The 16,660-nt window shown below is 70.3% G+C and carries 15 protein-coding genes; 11 read left to right on the top strand and 4 right to left on the bottom strand.

What is annotated here, in order from left to right; all coding sequences use genetic code 11:
• Window positions 1–3 precede the first annotated feature (3 nt).
• A complete protein-coding gene (locus KZC50_RS04820) occupies window positions 4–1,410 on the top strand; it encodes a hypothetical protein (protein WP_310890805.1) in 1,407 nt (468 codons plus the stop codon).
• On the opposite strand, the gene KZC50_RS04825 is transcribed toward KZC50_RS04820, so the two are convergent.
• Window positions 1,392–3,011: an MFS transporter gene (locus KZC50_RS04825; protein WP_310890806.1), complete on the bottom strand. Its 1,620-nt coding sequence runs from the start codon at window positions 3,009–3,011 to the stop codon at window positions 1,392–1,394. The genes KZC50_RS04820 and KZC50_RS04825 overlap by 19 nt on opposite strands.
• Before the next feature lie 85 nt (window positions 3,012–3,096).
• Here KZC50_RS04825 and KZC50_RS04830 point away from each other — a divergent pair, with 85 nt between their 5' ends.
• The 5 genes from KZC50_RS04830 (at window position 3,097) to rpsN (ending at window position 5,833) form a co-directional block, all read left to right on the top strand.
• The gene (locus tag KZC50_RS04830) at window positions 3,097–3,777 is read left to right on the top strand and encodes a DNA-3-methyladenine glycosylase (RefSeq protein ID WP_310890807.1); all 681 of its coding nucleotides are present in this window, start codon (window positions 3,097–3,099) and stop codon (window positions 3,775–3,777) included.
• Between the two features lie 141 nt (window positions 3,778–3,918).
• On the top strand, window positions 3,919–4,938 hold the full coding sequence (locus KZC50_RS04835; RefSeq protein ID WP_310890808.1) for an HNH endonuclease: 1,020 nt from the start codon (window positions 3,919–3,921) through the stop codon (window positions 4,936–4,938).
• 178 nt (window positions 4,939–5,116) lie between these two features.
• Window positions 5,117–5,353, top strand: coding sequence for a 50S ribosomal protein L28 (rpmB, locus tag KZC50_RS04840; RefSeq protein ID WP_053546896.1), 237 nt, complete (start codon window positions 5,117–5,119; stop codon window positions 5,351–5,353).
• Complete coding sequence (gene rpmG / locus KZC50_RS04845; RefSeq protein ID WP_005051772.1) at window positions 5,353–5,523, top strand: 50S ribosomal protein L33; 171 nt, start codon at window positions 5,353–5,355, stop codon at window positions 5,521–5,523. The genes rpmB and rpmG overlap by 1 nt, the downstream gene beginning before the upstream one ends.
• 4 nt (window positions 5,524–5,527) lie before the next feature.
• Window positions 5,528–5,833, top strand: a complete 306-nt coding sequence (gene rpsN / locus KZC50_RS04850) for a 30S ribosomal protein S14 (RefSeq protein ID WP_053546897.1) — start codon at window positions 5,528–5,530, stop codon at window positions 5,831–5,833.
• A gap of 78 nt (window positions 5,834–5,911) precedes the next feature.
• Here rpsN and KZC50_RS04855 read toward each other — a convergent pair whose 3' ends face one another.
• Window positions 5,912–7,681, bottom strand: coding sequence for a M20/M25/M40 family metallo-hydrolase (locus tag KZC50_RS04855; RefSeq protein ID WP_310890809.1), 1,770 nt, complete (start codon window positions 7,679–7,681; stop codon window positions 5,912–5,914).
• 310 nt (window positions 7,682–7,991) lie between these two features.
• On the opposite strand from KZC50_RS04855, the gene KZC50_RS04860 reads away from it, so the two are divergent.
• Window positions 7,992–8,279, top strand: a complete 288-nt coding sequence (locus KZC50_RS04860) for an HU family DNA-binding protein (RefSeq protein ID WP_053546899.1) — start codon at window positions 7,992–7,994, stop codon at window positions 8,277–8,279.
• A 134-nt stretch (window positions 8,280–8,413) separates the two neighbouring features.
• A complete protein-coding gene (locus KZC50_RS04865; RefSeq protein WP_310891531.1) occupies window positions 8,414–10,390 on the top strand; it encodes a bifunctional copper resistance protein CopD/cytochrome c oxidase assembly protein in 1,977 nt (658 codons plus the stop codon).
• 27 nt (window positions 10,391–10,417) lie between these two features.
• On the opposite strand, the gene KZC50_RS04870 is transcribed toward KZC50_RS04865, so the two are convergent.
• Window positions 10,418–11,482, bottom strand: a complete 1,065-nt coding sequence (locus KZC50_RS04870) for a hypothetical protein (RefSeq protein ID WP_310890810.1) — start codon at window positions 11,480–11,482, stop codon at window positions 10,418–10,420.
• 48 nt (window positions 11,483–11,530) lie between these two features.
• On the opposite strand from KZC50_RS04870, the gene KZC50_RS04875 reads away from it, so the two are divergent.
• Window positions 11,531–12,904, top strand: a complete 1,374-nt coding sequence (locus tag KZC50_RS04875) for an ATP-dependent DNA helicase (RefSeq protein ID WP_301134071.1) — start codon at window positions 11,531–11,533, stop codon at window positions 12,902–12,904.
• A gap of 31 nt (window positions 12,905–12,935) precedes the next feature.
• Here KZC50_RS04875 and KZC50_RS04880 read toward each other — a convergent pair whose 3' ends face one another.
• Window positions 12,936–13,589 (bottom strand): biliverdin-producing heme oxygenase, encoded by a 654-nt coding sequence (locus KZC50_RS04880; protein ID WP_310890811.1) that lies wholly within the window; start codon window positions 13,587–13,589, stop codon window positions 12,936–12,938.
• 158 nt (window positions 13,590–13,747) lie between these two features.
• On the opposite strand from KZC50_RS04880, the gene treS reads away from it, so the two are divergent.
• Both treS and KZC50_RS04890 read left to right on the top strand, forming a co-directional pair.
• Window positions 13,748–16,084, top strand: a complete 2,337-nt coding sequence (gene treS, locus KZC50_RS04885; protein ID WP_375294566.1) for a maltose alpha-D-glucosyltransferase — start codon at window positions 13,748–13,750, stop codon at window positions 16,082–16,084.
• Entirely contained in the window at window positions 16,081–16,656 is a 576-nt protein-coding gene (locus KZC50_RS04890) for a GNAT family N-acetyltransferase (RefSeq protein WP_310890812.1), read from the top strand. The genes treS and KZC50_RS04890 overlap by 4 nt, the downstream gene beginning before the upstream one ends.
• Window positions 16,657–16,660: the final 4 nt, after the last annotated feature.

Genomic DNA, 16,660 nt, shown 5'->3' on the forward strand with positions numbered 1-16,660 from the left:
CTCATGAGTGCTGAGCCCGTCTCCCGCCGCGCCCGCGCTCACCGGCGACGTTCGCGGTCGTTCGTCGCGGGGGTGCTCGCGGTCGTCGGCGTCCTCGCGGTGTTCGGTGTGGTCGGCGCTGCGGTCACCGTCATGCAGGGGCCGCGCGTCACGTCGGTGCAGGTCGATCCCGAGGCGGCGACGACCACCTCGGGCTCGCGCATGATCGTCACGACCACGCAGTCGCTCGCCGAGGTCGATCCGTCGCAGATCACCATCACCCCCGCGACCCCCTTCGCCGTCGACACGTCGGGGCGGAGCGTCGGGGTCCGCTTCACGCTGCCCCTCTACGACGACACCGAGTACACCGTCACGATCGACGACGTCGAGGGCATCGGTGGAGGACCGACCGCTAGCGTCACCGAGACCTTCCGCACGCCGCCGCTGCAGACCTACCTCCTGCAGCGCGGCGACGACGAGGACGTCATCGCCCGCACCGACCTCGAGGGCACCGGATCGGCGGTGTTCCGGCATCCGCACATCGAGGACTTCCGTGCGACCACCACGCACCTGGTCATCTCGGTGCAGGGCGAGGACGGCACCTCCGAGCTGCTCGTGACCGACCTCGACGGCGAGAACCTCCGCGAGATCGCGCTTCCCGACGTCGGCTACGTGTCGAACCTGCAGAGCGCCGACCGAGGCGACCTCATCGGGTTCACCTTCTCGGACCGCGATCTCGGCGCCGACGGCGGGCGCGAGAGCCGGCTGTACATCGCGTCCGCGCGCGGCACCGACCCCGTCGCCGCTCCTGTCGAGGTGACCGGCGCCGATCCGCGCGTAGCGGCATGGCGGTTCGTGCCCGACACCGACAGCATCCTGATGATCTCGTTCGACGGGACGCTGCTCCTCACCGGTTCGGGAGGCGACGGCGCCACCGCTCTCGGTTCGGCGCTCGACATCGAGGGGATCGCGCGCGGCTCGTCCGTCGCGGTCGTCGAGCGGGTCGAGGGGCTCGTCGAGATCGACCTGACCGACGCGTCCGAGTCGCCGCTGGTCGAGCCCGACCCCGATCTCGGCGGAGCGACCACGGTCACCCCTCTCCCGGACGGCTCGACCATCCGCACCGGCGCGGTGCTCGAGGACGGCGCTCCGACGGGCCGGACGGCCGTCTCCCTCGTCGGGGTCGACGGAGGGGCCACCGAGCTGGCCGAGATCGCCGCGACGGATGCCGTGCTGCAGACCTGCGTCTCGCCGAGCGCCCGGTACCTGGCGGTGATGGTGGCACCGGATGCCGTCGACAACCGCTACGACACCTACGGCCTCCCCCTCCCCGAGCGGGTGGAGACGCGCGTGATCGAGATCGCCGACGGCGCGGAGGCCGTCGCGCTGATCGGATCGTCGGTCGCGTGGTGTCAGACCCCGCGCGCCTGAGGCTCCGGTTCGGCGGCGGCCGCGACCTCGCGGGGGAGGCCGCGCGACAGCATCAGCGCGACCACGGCGAGGGCGAACACGAGGAACAGCGCCTGCCGTAGCGAGGCGACCTGGGTCTCGGCATAGGTCTGTGCGATCTGGGCGGCTTCGCCGGGGGTCGCCCCGCCCGCCTCGAGCGCCTGCTCGGCCTCGGCCTGCGACAGGATCGGCGTGCCCGTCTCGGTGGCGGCGACCACCTGCTGACGGATGCTGGAGGGCAGGTCGCTGCTCTCGATCGCGCCGGTGAAGCCTGAGGTGAGCAGCAGGATGAACACCGATCCGACCAGGGCCGTGCCGAACGAGGAGCCGAGGTTCTGGAACGTCCCCTGCAGGCCGCCGACCTCGGAGGTGTCGGCGGCGCTGACGGCCGACATGTTGACGTTCCCGAGCTGGGAGGCGAGGAGGCCGAAGCCGGAGCCCACGATGAACATGCCGATCGCGAAGATCACGCCGGCGAGGTCGGGCTGCACCGCGGCGAACACCAGGAGCACGCCGAGCGCGAGCACCCCCTGGCCCCATCGCGCGATCTGGCGCGGCGATCGCACCGTCGACAGACGCGAGCCGACCACCGAGAAGAGGATCAGCCCGAGCGAGAGCGGGAGGATCCGCAGGCCTGTCTGCAGGGCGTCGTAGCCCTGGATCGTCTGCAGGTAGACGGGGACGACGAAGAACAGTGCGGCGATCGCGAAGTACTGCGACAGGAACATCGCCAGGCCACTGCGGAGCGCGGGGATGCCGAGCAGGCCGACCTTCAGGAGGGGGCTTCCGCCGGTGCGCTCGAGGTGGCGCTGGCGGCGGACGAACAGCCACAGCACCACGATCGCGAGGAGGATCAGGTACGCCACCGGCGAGACGCCGAACGGAGCGATCGTCACCCCGCCGATGACGGGCGGGTCCAGGGGTACGATCCAGCCCCAGCTCTTGCTCTGAAGGACGGCGAAGACCAGCAGGGCCATGCCGCCCGCCGACAGGATGACGCTGCCGAGGTCGATGCGGACGGCGTCCTCGCGAGCGGCATCCTTGATCCGTCCGGAGAGGAGCAGCACGACGATCATCACGATCGTCTCGGCGGCGAAGACGAACCGCCACGACGCGTATGTGGTGACGAGCCCGCCGATGAGCGGACCCGCGGCGGCGGCGATGCCGGTCGCGGCGCCGAGGGCCGAGAAGGCGACGACGCGCTCGCGACCGGAGTAGTTCACGGCGGCGAGAGCGGCGATCGCGGGGATGACCAGGACCGCGCCGAGTCCTTCGACGAGCGACCAGCCGAGCATCAGCACGGTCAGGTTGGGGCTGAGCGCGGTCGTGAGCGACCCGAGGCCGTAGACGACGGCGCCGATGCGGAAGGCGCGGGCGCGTCCCCAGCGGTCGCCGAGCTTGCCGCCGGTGAGCATGAAGGCCGCCATCGTGAGGGCGTAGAAGGTGATCGCCGCCTGCATGCCGGTGATCGTGGTGCCGAGGTCGGACGCGACCGTCGAGATCGACACGTTCATCACCGTGCTGTCGAGGATCATCACGAACTGCGACACGCACAGGAGCAGGAGCACCGACCATCGACCCATGCGCGGGACGCTACGACCGCGCCGGGCCGAGGGCATCCCCCGCGGCGGATGAGATCGGGCGCGGCCGCTCGCCTAGCCTGGGCGGATGGTTCCCGTCCGACCCGCGCTCGCTGACGATCTCGTCGCGCTGCCGCTCGAGGTCGCGCCCCGTCTGCTGGGTGCGCACCTGACGACGGTGGTCGCGGGCGAGGCGGTGACCGTTCGGATCACCGAGGTCGAGGCGTACCACGGCCGCGGAACGGGCGACGAGCCCGACCCCGGGTCACACGCGCGCATGGGGCCGACGCTGCGCAACGCGACGATGTGGGGTCCGCCCGGTCACCTGTACGTGTACCTCAGCCACGGCATACATTCGTGCGTGAACGTCGTCTGCGGCCCCGAGGGAGTCGCCGGTGGTGTGCTCCTCCGCGCGGGCGAGGTGATCGCCGGAGCGGATGTCGCGTGGGCGCGTCGCCCGGCCGCCCGCGTTGGACGCGACCTGGCGCGCGGTCCCGGGCGCCTCGGCTCGACGGTTGGCCTGCGCCACGCGCTGCACGACGGCATCGACGCGCTCGCCGGGGCCGAGCTGAACGGGGCGATCGCGCGGCTGGAACTCACCGCCGCGCCGCTCGACGGCGTGGCGTCGGGGCCGCGCGTGGGCGTCGCCGGCGTCGCGGGGACGGCCGCCTTCCCGTGGCGCTTCTGGATCCCCGGCGACGAGACGGTCTCGCCCTTCCGCTGGGGCCGCGGAGCCCGGGAGGTCGGAGATACAGAAGAACGACGATGAAGAGATGTTGCGTCGCTCGAATGTCGTAGATCTGTTCTAGTATTCGGGTATGGATAGTTCAAGGCTCGAGGGCATCGCGGGGGCGTTGGCGGGGTTGGTCGCGGCGGGTGGTGACCGGCCGGTGACGGCGTTGACGCCGGGGTGGCGAGCACCGTGGGGACGACGGTGGGGGAAGCGGTGCGGTGGGTGCAGGTCGGGGAAGCGACCGCACCCCGCATCGCCCTGACCGGGGAGGAGCTTCCCGCGGAGCATCCGCATGTGGCGCGCGCGGTCGCAGACGGTGTCCTCGGGATGACGGGGGCTGCGGCGATCACCGCCCTGTTAGACCGGGTCGCCGTCCGGGTGGATCCGGAACGCCTCGAACGGGCGGAGGAAGAGCTGGTGGGGTTGGTGCCGGGTCTTCGTCCGGATCAGGTCGCGAAGCTCCTCGCGCGTGCGGAAGCGCACCTGGACCCCGACGGTGTCGCCCCCCGCCACGATGACTGTGTCGCCGACCGGTCGTTCACCCTCCAGGAACGCGCCGGGATGCTGCACCTCACGGGGAAGCTGGATGCCGACACCGACGCCGGGGAACGGGACCCCCGGTCGGTGAGACAGGTCCAGGCCGATGCGCTCGCGGACCTGTGCCGTCACGCGATCGGCTGCACCGAGGTTCCCACCGGCCCGCAGGCCACGATCGTGGTGCGCGTCGACCTGGCCGACCTGGAAGCCGGCACCGGGGTCGCCACCATCGACGGTGTGACTCAACCGATCCCTGCCGGGGCCGTGCGGCGCCTCGCCGCCGACGGCCAGATCATCCCGTGCGTCCTCGGCGGTGGCAGCGAGATCCTCGACTGGGGACGCACAAGACGCCTGTTCAGTCCGGCGCAGAAACTCGCCCTTGTTGAACGGGACGGGGGGTGCGTGTCCTGCGGGGCACCCCCGGCGTGGTGCCACGTCCACCACGTCAACTGGTGGAAACGCGACGGAGGATCGACCGATCTCGACAACGGGGTGCTGCTGTGCACCGGATGCCACCACCGCCTCCACGCCGACGGATGGGACATCCACATCGACGGACCCGGCATCCACGCCACCGTCTGGCTCATCCCCCCACCCTGGATCGACCCCCACCGCACCCCACGCCCCACCGGCACCCGCAGATACACCCTCACCGCCTGAGGCGGATCAAGGCTCGCCGTGCGCGCGTGCTAGACTCCTCGTTTGTCTGCCCGCACTCCAGCGGGACAGTTCGCACCCCTCCTCGAATCCCCGCCGGAAACGGCGGTGTCTCGCGGGGTGCAGACAAGGGATCTTGGGTGGCACCGTCCGGTGTCACGGTACAGAAGGAGACATCACCATGGCAGCAGTGTGCCAGGTGACTGGAGCGGTTCCCGGCTTCGGTCACAACATCTCGCACTCGCACCGCCGGACGAAGCGCCGCTTCGACCCGAACGTGCAGAAGAAGACCTACTTCGTTCCCTCGCTTGGTCGCAAGATCACGCTGAACGTCTCGGCCAAGGGCATCAAGGTCATTGACGCCCGCGGCATCGAGTCGGTCGCGAAGGACCTGATCGCGAAGGGTGTGAAGCTCTGATGGCCAAGAAGGCACAGGACGTCCGTCCGATCATCAAGCTGCGTTCGACCGCCGGCACGGGGTACACCTACGTGACGCGCAAGAACCGCCGCAACAACCCCGACCGCATCGTGCTGAAGAAGTACGACCCGGTCATCCGCAAGCACGTCGAATTCCGAGAGGAGCGCTGATCACATGGCTAAGAAGAGCAAGATCGCGCGCAACCAGCAGCGCCAGGAGGTCGTCGACCGCTACGCCGCCAAGCGCGCCGAGCTGAAGAAGGCCCTCGTCGACCCCACGTCGACCGACGAGCAGCGTGAAGCCGCTCGCCTGGGCCTGCAGAAGCTGCCCCGCAACGCCTCGCCGGTGCGTCTGCGCTCGCGCGACGTCATCGACGGCCGCCCCCGTGGCGTGCTGACGAAGTTCGGCATCTCCCGTGTGCGCTTCCGCGACATGGCCCACCGTGGAGAACTCCCCGGTGTGACCAAGTCGTCCTGGTAAGCACCAGACGCCACAGCGAAGGGCGGGCCTCCCGAGGGAGACCCGCCCTTCGTCGTTCCTACGACGCGACCGTGCGCGTCACGACCCCGTGCGGGAGCGACGGTGACGCGAGGCGGCCAAGGCGCTCACGACGACGCCGCCCATGAGGAGCACGCCGGCCGCGAGAGCGAACGGCGCCACCGAGCTTCCACCGGTCGTTGCCAGATCACCGCGACCAGCGCCTGCCGCCGGAGCGGGAGTCATCGTCTCGACGGGTTCGGTCGTCGGCTCGGCACCCGGACCGGTCGGCTCCGGCTCCGGCGACGGCACCGCCGGGTCGGTCGGCTCGGGACTCACCGGAGGCTGCGCGTCGACGAGTTCCCACGCCAGCACGTGTGCGGCCCACCCGATGGCCGGGGCGAAGGCATCCACCGACTCCCGGTTGACGTTCTCAAGGGTGTCGGTCGGGCGGTGGTAGTTGCTGTCCAGGGGCTCCCCGGCGGTGCCGCCGAAGATCGCCGCCTCCTCTTCGGTCTTGACGGTGTCGGCGCCCGAGAAGAGTCCTCCCGCCGGGATGCCGGCCTCGATGAACGCCTGGTAGTCCGAGCGTCCCGAGAACTCGCTGTCGACCCACGGCTGCTCCACGCCGTCGAAGAAGTCCGTGAAGATCGCCTCGAGGGCGATGGAGCCCTCGGGCACCGTCACGGGCGCCTCGAAGGTCGACTGGTCGGCGTCGTAGACACCGACGGTGTAGTTGTCCGAGCCGATCATGTCGTAGTTCAGGTACGCCGAGATGCGCTCGAGCGCCGCGGGATCGTTCTCGGCGAGGTCGGTGACGTAGTGGGTCGAGCCGAGCAGGCCGATCTCCTCCGCGCCCCAGAAGGCGAGGCGGATCTTGCGGTCGTTCGGGAACTCGTACGCCGCCACCTGATCGGCGAGGGCGAGCAGCGCCGCCGACCCGGAGGCGTTGTCGTTGACGCCCGGGCCCGCGTCGACGCCGTCGAGGTGCGCGCCGATCACGACGACATCCTCCGGGTCGCCGGCGATGGACTCCGCGATCACGTTGAACGTGGGGACCGCGACGAACTCCTTCTCGATCACGACATCGGCGGTCGGTGCGGGCTGTTCCGCACCCTGGGCCGCCGCGATGAGATCGAACAGGACGGCGCCGTCCTCCGGCGTCAGCGACGCCGCGGGAGCGGAAGAGGTGTTCCGGTCGCCGACGGTGCCGTTCTCGACCAGCCCGGGGGCATTGTTCGCGATGAGCACCGCGGCGGCGTCGACGGCGGTGGCGTTCGCGACCTTGTCGCCGAAGGCGCACACGCCGCGCTGAACCACGACCACCGATCCCGCCGGAATGTCGGTGAAGGATGCCGGGTCGCAGCCGAGCCGGCCGCCCTCCTCCTCCGCGGGGGCGGCGAGCGGCACACCGACGAGGGGCTCCGCGGTCCCCTCGGCGTTGATCATGTGTCCACCGACGAGCGCGACGCCGCCGACGGTCACGGTGACGGGGCCCTCGATCACGTCGTCGACGGTGAACACCTGGCGCTCGACCGTGAAAGCGCCGGTCGCCTCGAGCGCCTGCTCGACGTAGGCGGCGGAGGCCTCGTAGCCGGGGCCGTTCCAGGTCCGGTAGCCCTCGTCGGCGTAGGACTCGCTGATCTCCGCCAGCTCGGCGAGGTGGGTCATCACCTGCGCGCCCGTGAGGCCGAGGGTCGTGTGTTCGGTCGGGCCCTCCGGCACGGCGGCCCATGCGGGCTGCGCCAGGGCGCCGCCGCCGAGGAGGCCGACGGCGGTGACGACCGCGAGCGTCCGCGCGCGGCGGGAGGAGAGGGAGGACGGGGTGTTCGTCGTATGCGTCTTATGCAACGGGGAGTTCGCCTTTCAGGGGTGAGGTGCGCTCCGGTGCGCACCCGACACATCCTGCGTCTATAGACAGGAAATCCAAAGCAGATCCTGCACTTTTCACGTGAGCGTAATGATCCGCGCGGCCGTCACTCGCGTCACATGAGTCTCGGCATGAGGGCGACACGCCGGGCGATTGAGCCCGAAATGCCCGTGAATCCGCGGAAACACGGGGGTGGTTGGTACTGTCGAGGCGGTCCATCCGACCAACGGAGGTGCGAATCCTTCGTCCGCAGTAACGAGAGGCGACGTCCGTCGCCTGGAGGACAACCACATGGCCGACAAGTCCATCACCAAGACCGAGCTCGTCGCGAGCATCGCAAGCGCCACCGGACAGAGCCAGTCCGCGGTGTCGGGCGTGCTCGACGCCCTCTTCTCCACCGTCTCCGAGGCGGTCGCCAAGGGCAGCAAGGTTTCGATCCCCGGCTGGATCGCCTTCGAGCAGGTCGAGACGTCGGCGCGCACGGGCCGCAACCCCCAGACCGGCGAGGAGATCAAGATCCCCGCGGGCAAGCGCGTCAAGGTCACCGCCGGCTCCAAGCTGAAGGCCGCCGTCAAGTAACGACGCCCTGACCTCCAGAAGGGGGATGCCGTGCTCGCACGGCATCCCCCTTCTGCATGCCGCCGTAGGCTTGAACGGTGACCTCCGCCCCCACCCTGCGCGCCCCCGCGCCGCGTCGTCCCGCTGACCGCGGGATCGGACCGCGCGCGCTGCGCCTGGCGGGCCCGGCGATCCTCATCGTCTCGTCGCTGATCGTCCTCGTCTGGGCTCTGATCTACGGCGGTGCGGTGGCGCCGCTCGCGATCGGCGACCCCGGGCCGTTCGTCCGCTGGAGCGTCCCCGTCGTCAAGCTGACGGTGAACCTCGCCGCGGCCGGGATGGTCGGCATCCTCATCACCGCGCTGTTCACCCTCCGCGCCGGCGAGCGTCCGTTCGAGGCGGCGCTGGATGCCGCATCCGTCTCCGCCGCGGTGTTCACCGTCGCGTCGGCGGCGACCGGATTCCTCACCTTCGTCGACGCCTTCAACCCGCAGGTGGGACCGGGTCCGGAGTTCGGCGCGCAGCTCGGCCGCTACCTGGTCGAGACGGAGCTCGGGCGCACGTGGCTCATCACGACCATCGCCGGTGCGGTCCTGACGATCCTCACCTTCGCCGTGCGGTCGTGGACGCCGACGTTCTTCGTCGCGATCCTCGCGATGGCCTCGCTCGTCCCGATGGGAACGCAGGGGCACTCCGGAGACGAGGCCTTCCACCACGAGGCGATGACCGCGCTGATCCTGCACATCATCGGCGCCGCCATCTGGCTCGGCGGGCTGATCCTGATGGTCCTCATCCGACCGCTTCTGCCGAAGCCGCAGCTCGCGACGGTGCTGGCGCGGTACTCGAGCATCGCGCTGGCGGCCTTCGTCATCGTCGCGGTGTCGGGGACCGTACGGGCGGCGATCGGCCTGCTCGACTGGGAGGCGCTCCTCTCGCCCTACGGCGCGATCCTGATGGTGAAGGTCGTCGCCCTCATCGCGCTCGGTGCTCTCGGCGCCTGGTACCGCACCCGGCTCATCGGGCGTCTCCGCGAGGAAGCGGCCTCCCGTGTCTTCTGGCTGCTGATCGCCTGCGAGCTGGCGCTCATGGGTGCCGCCAGCGGTGCGGCGGCGGCCCTCGCACGCACGCCGACCCCGGGAGGTGCGCTCCTTCCCGCCGAGCTGAGCGCCGCGCAGATCCTGTCGGAATCGCCGCTTCCGCCCGAGCTCACCCCCGAGCGCTGGATCACGGCGTGGAGCATCGACCTGCTCTGGGTGATGCTCGCCGGCTTCCTGGCGTTCTTCTATCTCGCCGGGGTCGTGCGGATGCGTCGTCGCGGCGACCGCTGGCCGATCCACCGCACGATCCTGTGGATGGCCGGTCTCCTGCTGCTGGTCTGGGTCACCAACGGCTCGGTCAACGTCTACGGGCACTACCTGTTCAGCATGCACATGATCGCGCACATGCTGCTGAGCATGGCGATCCCGGTCCTCCTGGTCGTCGGCGCTCCGGTCACCCTCGCCGCGCGGGCGATCCGCAAGCGCGACGACGGCACGCGCGGCGGACGCGAGTGGATCCTGTGGGCCGTGCACTCACCGGTCGCCCGGGTCCTCACCAACCCCTTCGTCGCGGCGGGGCTGTTCATCGGGTCGCTGTGGGTCTTCTACTTCACCGACCTCTTCCGCTGGACCCTCTACGACCACCTCGGCCACGAGTGGATGGTCGCGCACTTCCTCCTGACCGGATACCTGTTCGCCCTCACCCTCGTCGGGGTCGACCCGGTCCCGTGGCGCCTGCCGTACGCCGGGCGGCTGCTGCTGCTCATCGGCGTCATGGCGATGCACGCCTTCTTCGGCATCGCGATCATGATGCAGACAGGCCTCATGGTCGCCGAATGGTACGGCTCGATGGGTCGCACCTGGGGTCCGACCCCGCTCGAGGATCAGTACATCGGCGGTGGTGTCGCCTGGTCGGTCGGCGAGATCCCCACCCTGATCCTCGCCGTGACGGTGGCGATCCAGTGGAGCCGCAGCGACGCGCGCGATCAGAAGCGCAGCGACCGGCACGCCGACCGCACCGGTGACGCGGAGCTCGAGGAGTACAACGCGCGGCTCGCGAAGATGGCCGAGCGCGACGCGCGCGCCGGTCTCTGACAGCGGTCGGTCCGGAGCGGATGCCGCTCAGTCGGGCGCGCGGACGATGATCGTCGCGGTCCCGTCGGGGAGCACGGTGATGTCACCGGCGACGGGGAAGCGGACCTCCTCGCTGAGCGGCGAGATGACACCGTCGAAGAGGGACTGCACCTCGACGTCCAGACGTGCCGCGGCCTCGGCGGGGACGATCCGCCACCCGGCGCCGTCGGGCTGGAGGCGCACCTCCGGCTGCTGGACGATCTCCCACGTCGGCAGCGACACGATGCGGTCCTGCAGTACGTACCCGAACGGGCATCCGGTGGGCTGGAGCACCTGCTGACCGGCGCAGCCGGTGAGGAACTCGTCCACGCGCTCCTGCACCACCGCGACGAACTCCTCGGTCGCGGTGGCCTGCAGCTCCACCGGGATCTCGTGGAACGGGATGTCCGAGAGCACCGCGATCCCGGGGGTGGCCGCGATCGCGGTGTCGACCGAGACCGAGTAGACCCCGGGCGAGAAGACGAGCAGGGGGAGCGGAGCGAGGGGATCGGCATCCGCTCCGTCGGGGGAGACCTGGCGCTTGTCGATACGGAAGCCGTTGACGTCGAAGCTCATCGACCCCTTCACCGTCAGCTCCATCACCGCGAGCGGGCTGGTCGCGAAGCGCCACGTCGGCGCGAGGCCGACGGTGCCCTCGCGCTCCACGTCGAAGGTGGTCGAGCCGGGATACGCTCCGGCGCGGTACTCGGCGGTGACGCGCAGGCGTCCGTCATCGAGCTGCTCCTCCGAGACCACGGAGATGTCGGTGAGCGACGCCAGGGCCGCGGAGCGCAGAAGCGCCTCGTCGGAGGTCACCGGGAGACCGGCCGCCTCGAGCTCGAGGGCGTCCACGGAGACACCGGGGATCTGCAGCGCGTCGGCGGCCCGCCCGTCGGCGAGGAGACCGAGATAGCGCTCCACGAACGCGGACGGGCTGTAGAGGGCGCGTTCCAGTGCCGCCCACCCCGCGAACGCCGCACCGACGACCACGGCGAGTCCCACGCCGATGACGGTCAATTCGAGACCGAGGCGCGGTCGACGACGCACCCGCTCGCCCCGTTCGCTCTGGTCCACGAGTCCAGTCTAGGAAGACCGCGCCCCTCCGCTCGTTAGCATGAGTCGGTGACCACGCCCGCCCTCTCCGCCGAGCAGGAGGCGCTGTTCCGTCTGATCGAGGACACCCGGGAGCACGTCTTCGTCACCGGCCGCGCCGGAACGGGCAAATCCACGCTCCTCCAGCACCTCGCGTGGAACACCTCCAAGCAGATCGCGATCTGCGCTCCGACCGGGGTGGCGGCGCTGAACGTCGAGGGTCAGACGATCCATTCGCTGTTCCGCCTCCCGATCGGGCTGATCGCGGGGAGCCCGATCGACCAGACCGATCCGACGCGCCGCATCCTGAACGCCATCGACACCCTCGTGATCGACGAGATCTCGATGGTCAACGCCGACCTCATGGACGCGATCGACCGCTCGCTCCGCCAGGCGCGCGGGCGGCGGGCCGAACCCTTCGGCGGGGTGCAGATCGTGATGTTCGGCGACCCGTATCAACTCGCCCCCGTGCCGCCGCGCGGCGATGAGATGCGGTACGTCCGCGATCACTACCGCTCCTTCTGGTTCTTCGACGCGCGCGTGTGGGTGGGGGAGCGCGCGGCGGACGGCATCCTCGACATCGGGTCCCACGGCGCGGCGCTACACGTGCGGGAGCTCGTCGACATCCACCGGCAGAGCGATCCGGCGTTCAAGGCGATGCTCAACGCGGTGCGGTACGGCCGGGTCACGGCCGACATCGCGCAGATCCTGAACGACACCGGTGCCCGCACGCCCCCGGACCCCGCCGACGGCGAGCACCCCATCATCACGCTCGCCACCCGCAACGACATCGTGAACCAGATCAACCGGCGTCATCTCACCGAGCTCGTCGGGCGCGAGCAGACCGCGATGGCCGACATCTCGGGCGACTTCGGGCGGGGGGATGCCGCCTACCCGGCCGATGTCGAGCTGAAGCTCAAGGTCGGCGCGCAGGTGATGTTCCTCCGCAACGACACCCAGGGGTTCGGTGGAGAGCCGCCGCGCTGGGTCAACGGCACGATCGGGACCGTCACTCGGATCGCCGGCGAGTCGGTGCGGGTGGAGGTCGAGGGCGAGGAGTTCGACGTCGAGCCGGCGGTGTGGGAGAGGTTCCGCTACGCCTACGACCCCGGGTCGAAGTCGCTCTCGCGCGACATCGTGGCGGAGTTCACCCAGTTCCCGCTGCGCCTGGCGTGGGCGGTGACGATCCACAAGTCGCAGGGAAAGACGTACGAGCGGGCCGTGATCGACCTCGGCTCGGGGGCCTTCGCGCCCGGTCAGACCTACGTCGCGCTGTCGCGGCTGACGTCGCTCGACGGACTGTACCTGTCGCGCCCGCTGCGTCCGAGCGACATCCGCGTCGACCCGGACGTCGCGCGGTGGATGGCCGAGGCGCGCTCCCGCGCGGCGGCTGAGCGGGGCTGAGCGTTCCGGACGGGCGGAACCAAGACGGACCTCAGGCGACGGGGACGGCCTTCGCGGCGGCGAGATCGTCGAACAGCTCGGTGTTGAACCGGTAGGCCAGCAGCACCTCGTCGATGACGCGGGCCTGCTCGTCGGCGTCCCAGGGCGCGGCATCCAGCTGCTCGCGGTAGATCTCCTTGAACGCCTTCGGGTCGGCGATGTCGTCGAAGAGGTAGAAGCCGATGCCGTTGGTCTCGAACCCGAAGCGCCGCGCCATGAGGCGACCGATGAACTGCCCGCCGGAGAGGTCGCCGAGATAGCGCGTGTAGTGGTGGGCGACGAATCCGCCCGGCCACGTCGCCCCCACCTGGGCGATGCGCTCGACGTAGCGCTGCGTCGTGGGGAGCGGAGTGATCCGATCGCGCCACTGCGGACCCAGCAGGAAGGACAGGTCCGCTTCGAGGGCGGGCAGGCGGGTGAGCTTGTCGGAGATGAAGGGGGCGGCGATGGGGTCCTCGCGCATGCGGTCGGCGGCCGCCTCGAGCGCGTCGTAGATGAACCAGTGCTGTGCGACGAGCGCGACGTAGTCGTCGCGGGTGCCTTCGCCCTTCATCAGGTCGGCCATGAAGCCGGCCTGCTCGCTCGTGGAGTGCGCACCGCTCGAGCGCTCGCGCAGGGTGGCGGAGAACGGAGTCGGGTCGCTCATGCGCCCATCCTAGCGACTTAGGGTCACCTAACCTAGAGCAGTGCGCTCGCCCGCCGATACCCGCCGCGCCCGGGACGGTCAAGCGTCTTCTCCTCGGCGACGCGGGCCGGTAGCGTCGCTGTCACCCGCGCCGGACGAGCCGGGAGAACGGATGCCGGGTGGACGAGCAGGCCGCACACGAAACGACCGCGCACGAGACGACCGCCCACGCGCCGGGCGAGCAGGAGCCGATCGAACACGATCCGGCGGAGATCAGCTACGACGAGCAGCGCTACCCCGCACGTCCGCGCCGGCTGCGTCCGCGCGATCAGATGCGCGGCGGGAGCCTGCGTCGCTTCGCCTCCGACCCGCGGACGGCCAACGGGACCAACCCCGCGTACGTCGAATGGCTCGTGCGGCAGTCGATGCTGAAGGATGCCGATGTCCTCGGCCGGCAGCTGTCGGGTCAGCCGTCGATGTGGCGGAACCCCTACGCGCGCCCTGATGCGCGCCGGGCGATCGAGACGACGGACGTCTGGTTCACCGCGTATCCGATCTCGCTCATCACGCGGCCGGGGGAATCGTTCCTGCAGGCGCTGGGTGAGGACGCGCTGTGGCGGACCTTCGAGCGGATCGGGATCACCGGCATCCACACCGGTCCCGTCAAGCGCGCCGGCGGCATCACCGACTGGCAGCAGACGCCGAGCGTCGACGGTCACTTCGACAGGATCAGCACGCAGATCGACCCGGAGTTCGGTGACGAGGCGGCCTTCCGTCGCCTCGCCGACGTCGCCGAGTCCCACGGCGGAAGCGTCATCGACGACATCGTCCCGGGGCACACCGGGAAGGGCGCCGACTTCCGTCTGGCCGAGATGGCCTACAAGGACTACCCGGGGATCTACCACATGGTGGAGATCCAGCCCGAGGACTGGAACCTCCTCCCCGACGTGCCCGAGGGGCGCGACTCGGTCAACCTCGACGCCGATCGCGAGCGCGAACTGAGCGCGCGCGGCTACATCATCGGCGAGCTGCAGCGGGTCATCTTCTACACGCCGGGCGTGAAGGAGACCAACTGGAGCGCGACGGCGCCCGTCACCGGCACCGACGGGGTCGAGCGGCGCTGGGTGTACCTGCACTACTTCAAGGAGGGGCAGCCCTCCATCAACTGGCTCGACCCCACGTTCGCAGGCATGCGCCTGGTGATCGGCGACGCGCTCCACTCGCTGGGCGACCTCGGCACGAGCGCGCTGCGGCTCGACGCCAACGGATTCCTCGGTGTGGAGAAGAGCGCGGAAGGACTCCCGGCGTGGTCGGAGGGGCATCCGCTCTCCCAGGCGGCGAACCACATCATCGCCGGAATGGTCCGGAAGGTCGGCGGCTTCACGTTCCAGGAGCTCAACCTGACGATGGAGGACATCCGCGACACCGCGGCGGTCGGCGCCGATCTGTCGTACGACTTCGTGACGCGACCGGCGTACCACCATGCCCTCGCCACCGCCGACACCGAGTTCCTCCGTCTCGCACTGATGACCTCGCTCGAGACCGGCGTGGAGCCGGCGCAGCTCGTGCACGGGATGCAGAACCACGACGAGCTCACCTACGAGCTCGTCCACTGGGCGACCACGCACCGCGACGACGTCTACCCGTTCCGTCACGGCGAGATCTCGGGGCACGACCTCGCGGCGCTCATCCGCGCGGAGCTGACCGAGGTGCTCACGGTCGCCGCCGACTACAACCTGCCGTTCACACAGAACGGGATCGCCTGCACGACGGCCTCGCTCATCGCCGCGACGCAGGGGAAGCCCCGGCTGGAGGACATCACGGATGCCGATGTGCCCGGCATCCGTGACGCCCACCTGCTGCTGGCGAAGTACAACGCGTGGCAGCCGGGCGTCTTCGCGCTGTCGGGCTGGGACCTCACGGGCGCCCTCACGCTGCCCGCGGACGACGTGCGCTCGCTCATCGCGTCGGGCGACACACGTTGGATCGAGCGCGGCGCGCACGACCTGCTCGACGTCGCGCCGGAGGCGACGCGCTCGGCGGCCGGCATGCCGCGCGCGCGGTCGCTGTACGGGCCGCTCCCGACGCAGCTGAAGGATCCGGCATCGTTCGCGAGCGGGCTCCGGTCGCTGCTGCGGGTGCGTCGTGAGCACGGGATCGCCACGGCGTCGCAGATCGATGTGCCGTCGGTGGGGCACCCGAGCATGCTCGTGCTGGTGCACCGCCTCGACGGCGGGGATCGCCGGCTCGAGGACGCCCCTCTCCAGCTGACGGTGCTGAACTTCTCCGGTGAGAGCGTCGATGCCACGGTCCGGTCGGAGTGCCTCGTGCCGCGGAGCGGTGTGACGGATGCCGAGACCGGTGAGGCCGTCGCGCGGGTGGACGATCTGCAGAGCTTCCCGTTGCACCTCGGCCCCTACCAGGGGCGCTTCTTCCTGCTGACCGATCCCGATCCCGAGGACGACGCCCACCCCGTCACCCGCACGATGCCGATCATCGCCCGGACGGCCGGGTGAGTCCGGGCGGAACGCTGCCGTTCGTCATCCGGACCGAACGGCTGGTGCTGGACCAGCCCCTGCCCGGTGACGTCGACGACATCGCGCGGTACTGCGTCGATCCGCTGTTCGAGGAGTACCTGTCGATCCCGTGGCCCTACCGCCGCGAGCACGCGGTCGGGTTCGTCGCGGAGTTCGTGCCGAAGGGGTGGCTGCGCGGCGAGGAGTGGACGTGGGCGATCCGCGAGTCCGCCGGGGGCCCTCTGCTCGGGGTGATCGGGGTGCGGATGCCGAGCGGCATGGTCGGATTCTGGCTGGGCGCCCCGCACCGCGGGCGCGGCATCCTTCCCGAGGCCCTTTCCGCCGTGATCGACGAGGTGTTCGCCCGCACGGATCTCGAGCGGATGCGGTGGGAGTGCGTCGTCGGCAACGCCCCGTCGATGCGCGTGGCCGCCAAAGCGGGGTTCCGCTACACGGGCGAGCAGGACGGCATGATCCGCGCACGCGATGGGGCGGTCACCCGCGCGTGGACCGCGGAGCTCCTCCGCGGAGCGGACCGGACCGAGCAGCCCGGGTGGCCTTCCGCCGAGTGACGGG

Source organism: Microbacterium aurantiacum (genome assembly GCF_031625015.1).
GTDB classification, from domain to species: Bacteria; Actinomycetota; Actinomycetes; order Actinomycetales; family Microbacteriaceae; genus Microbacterium; species Microbacterium aurantiacum.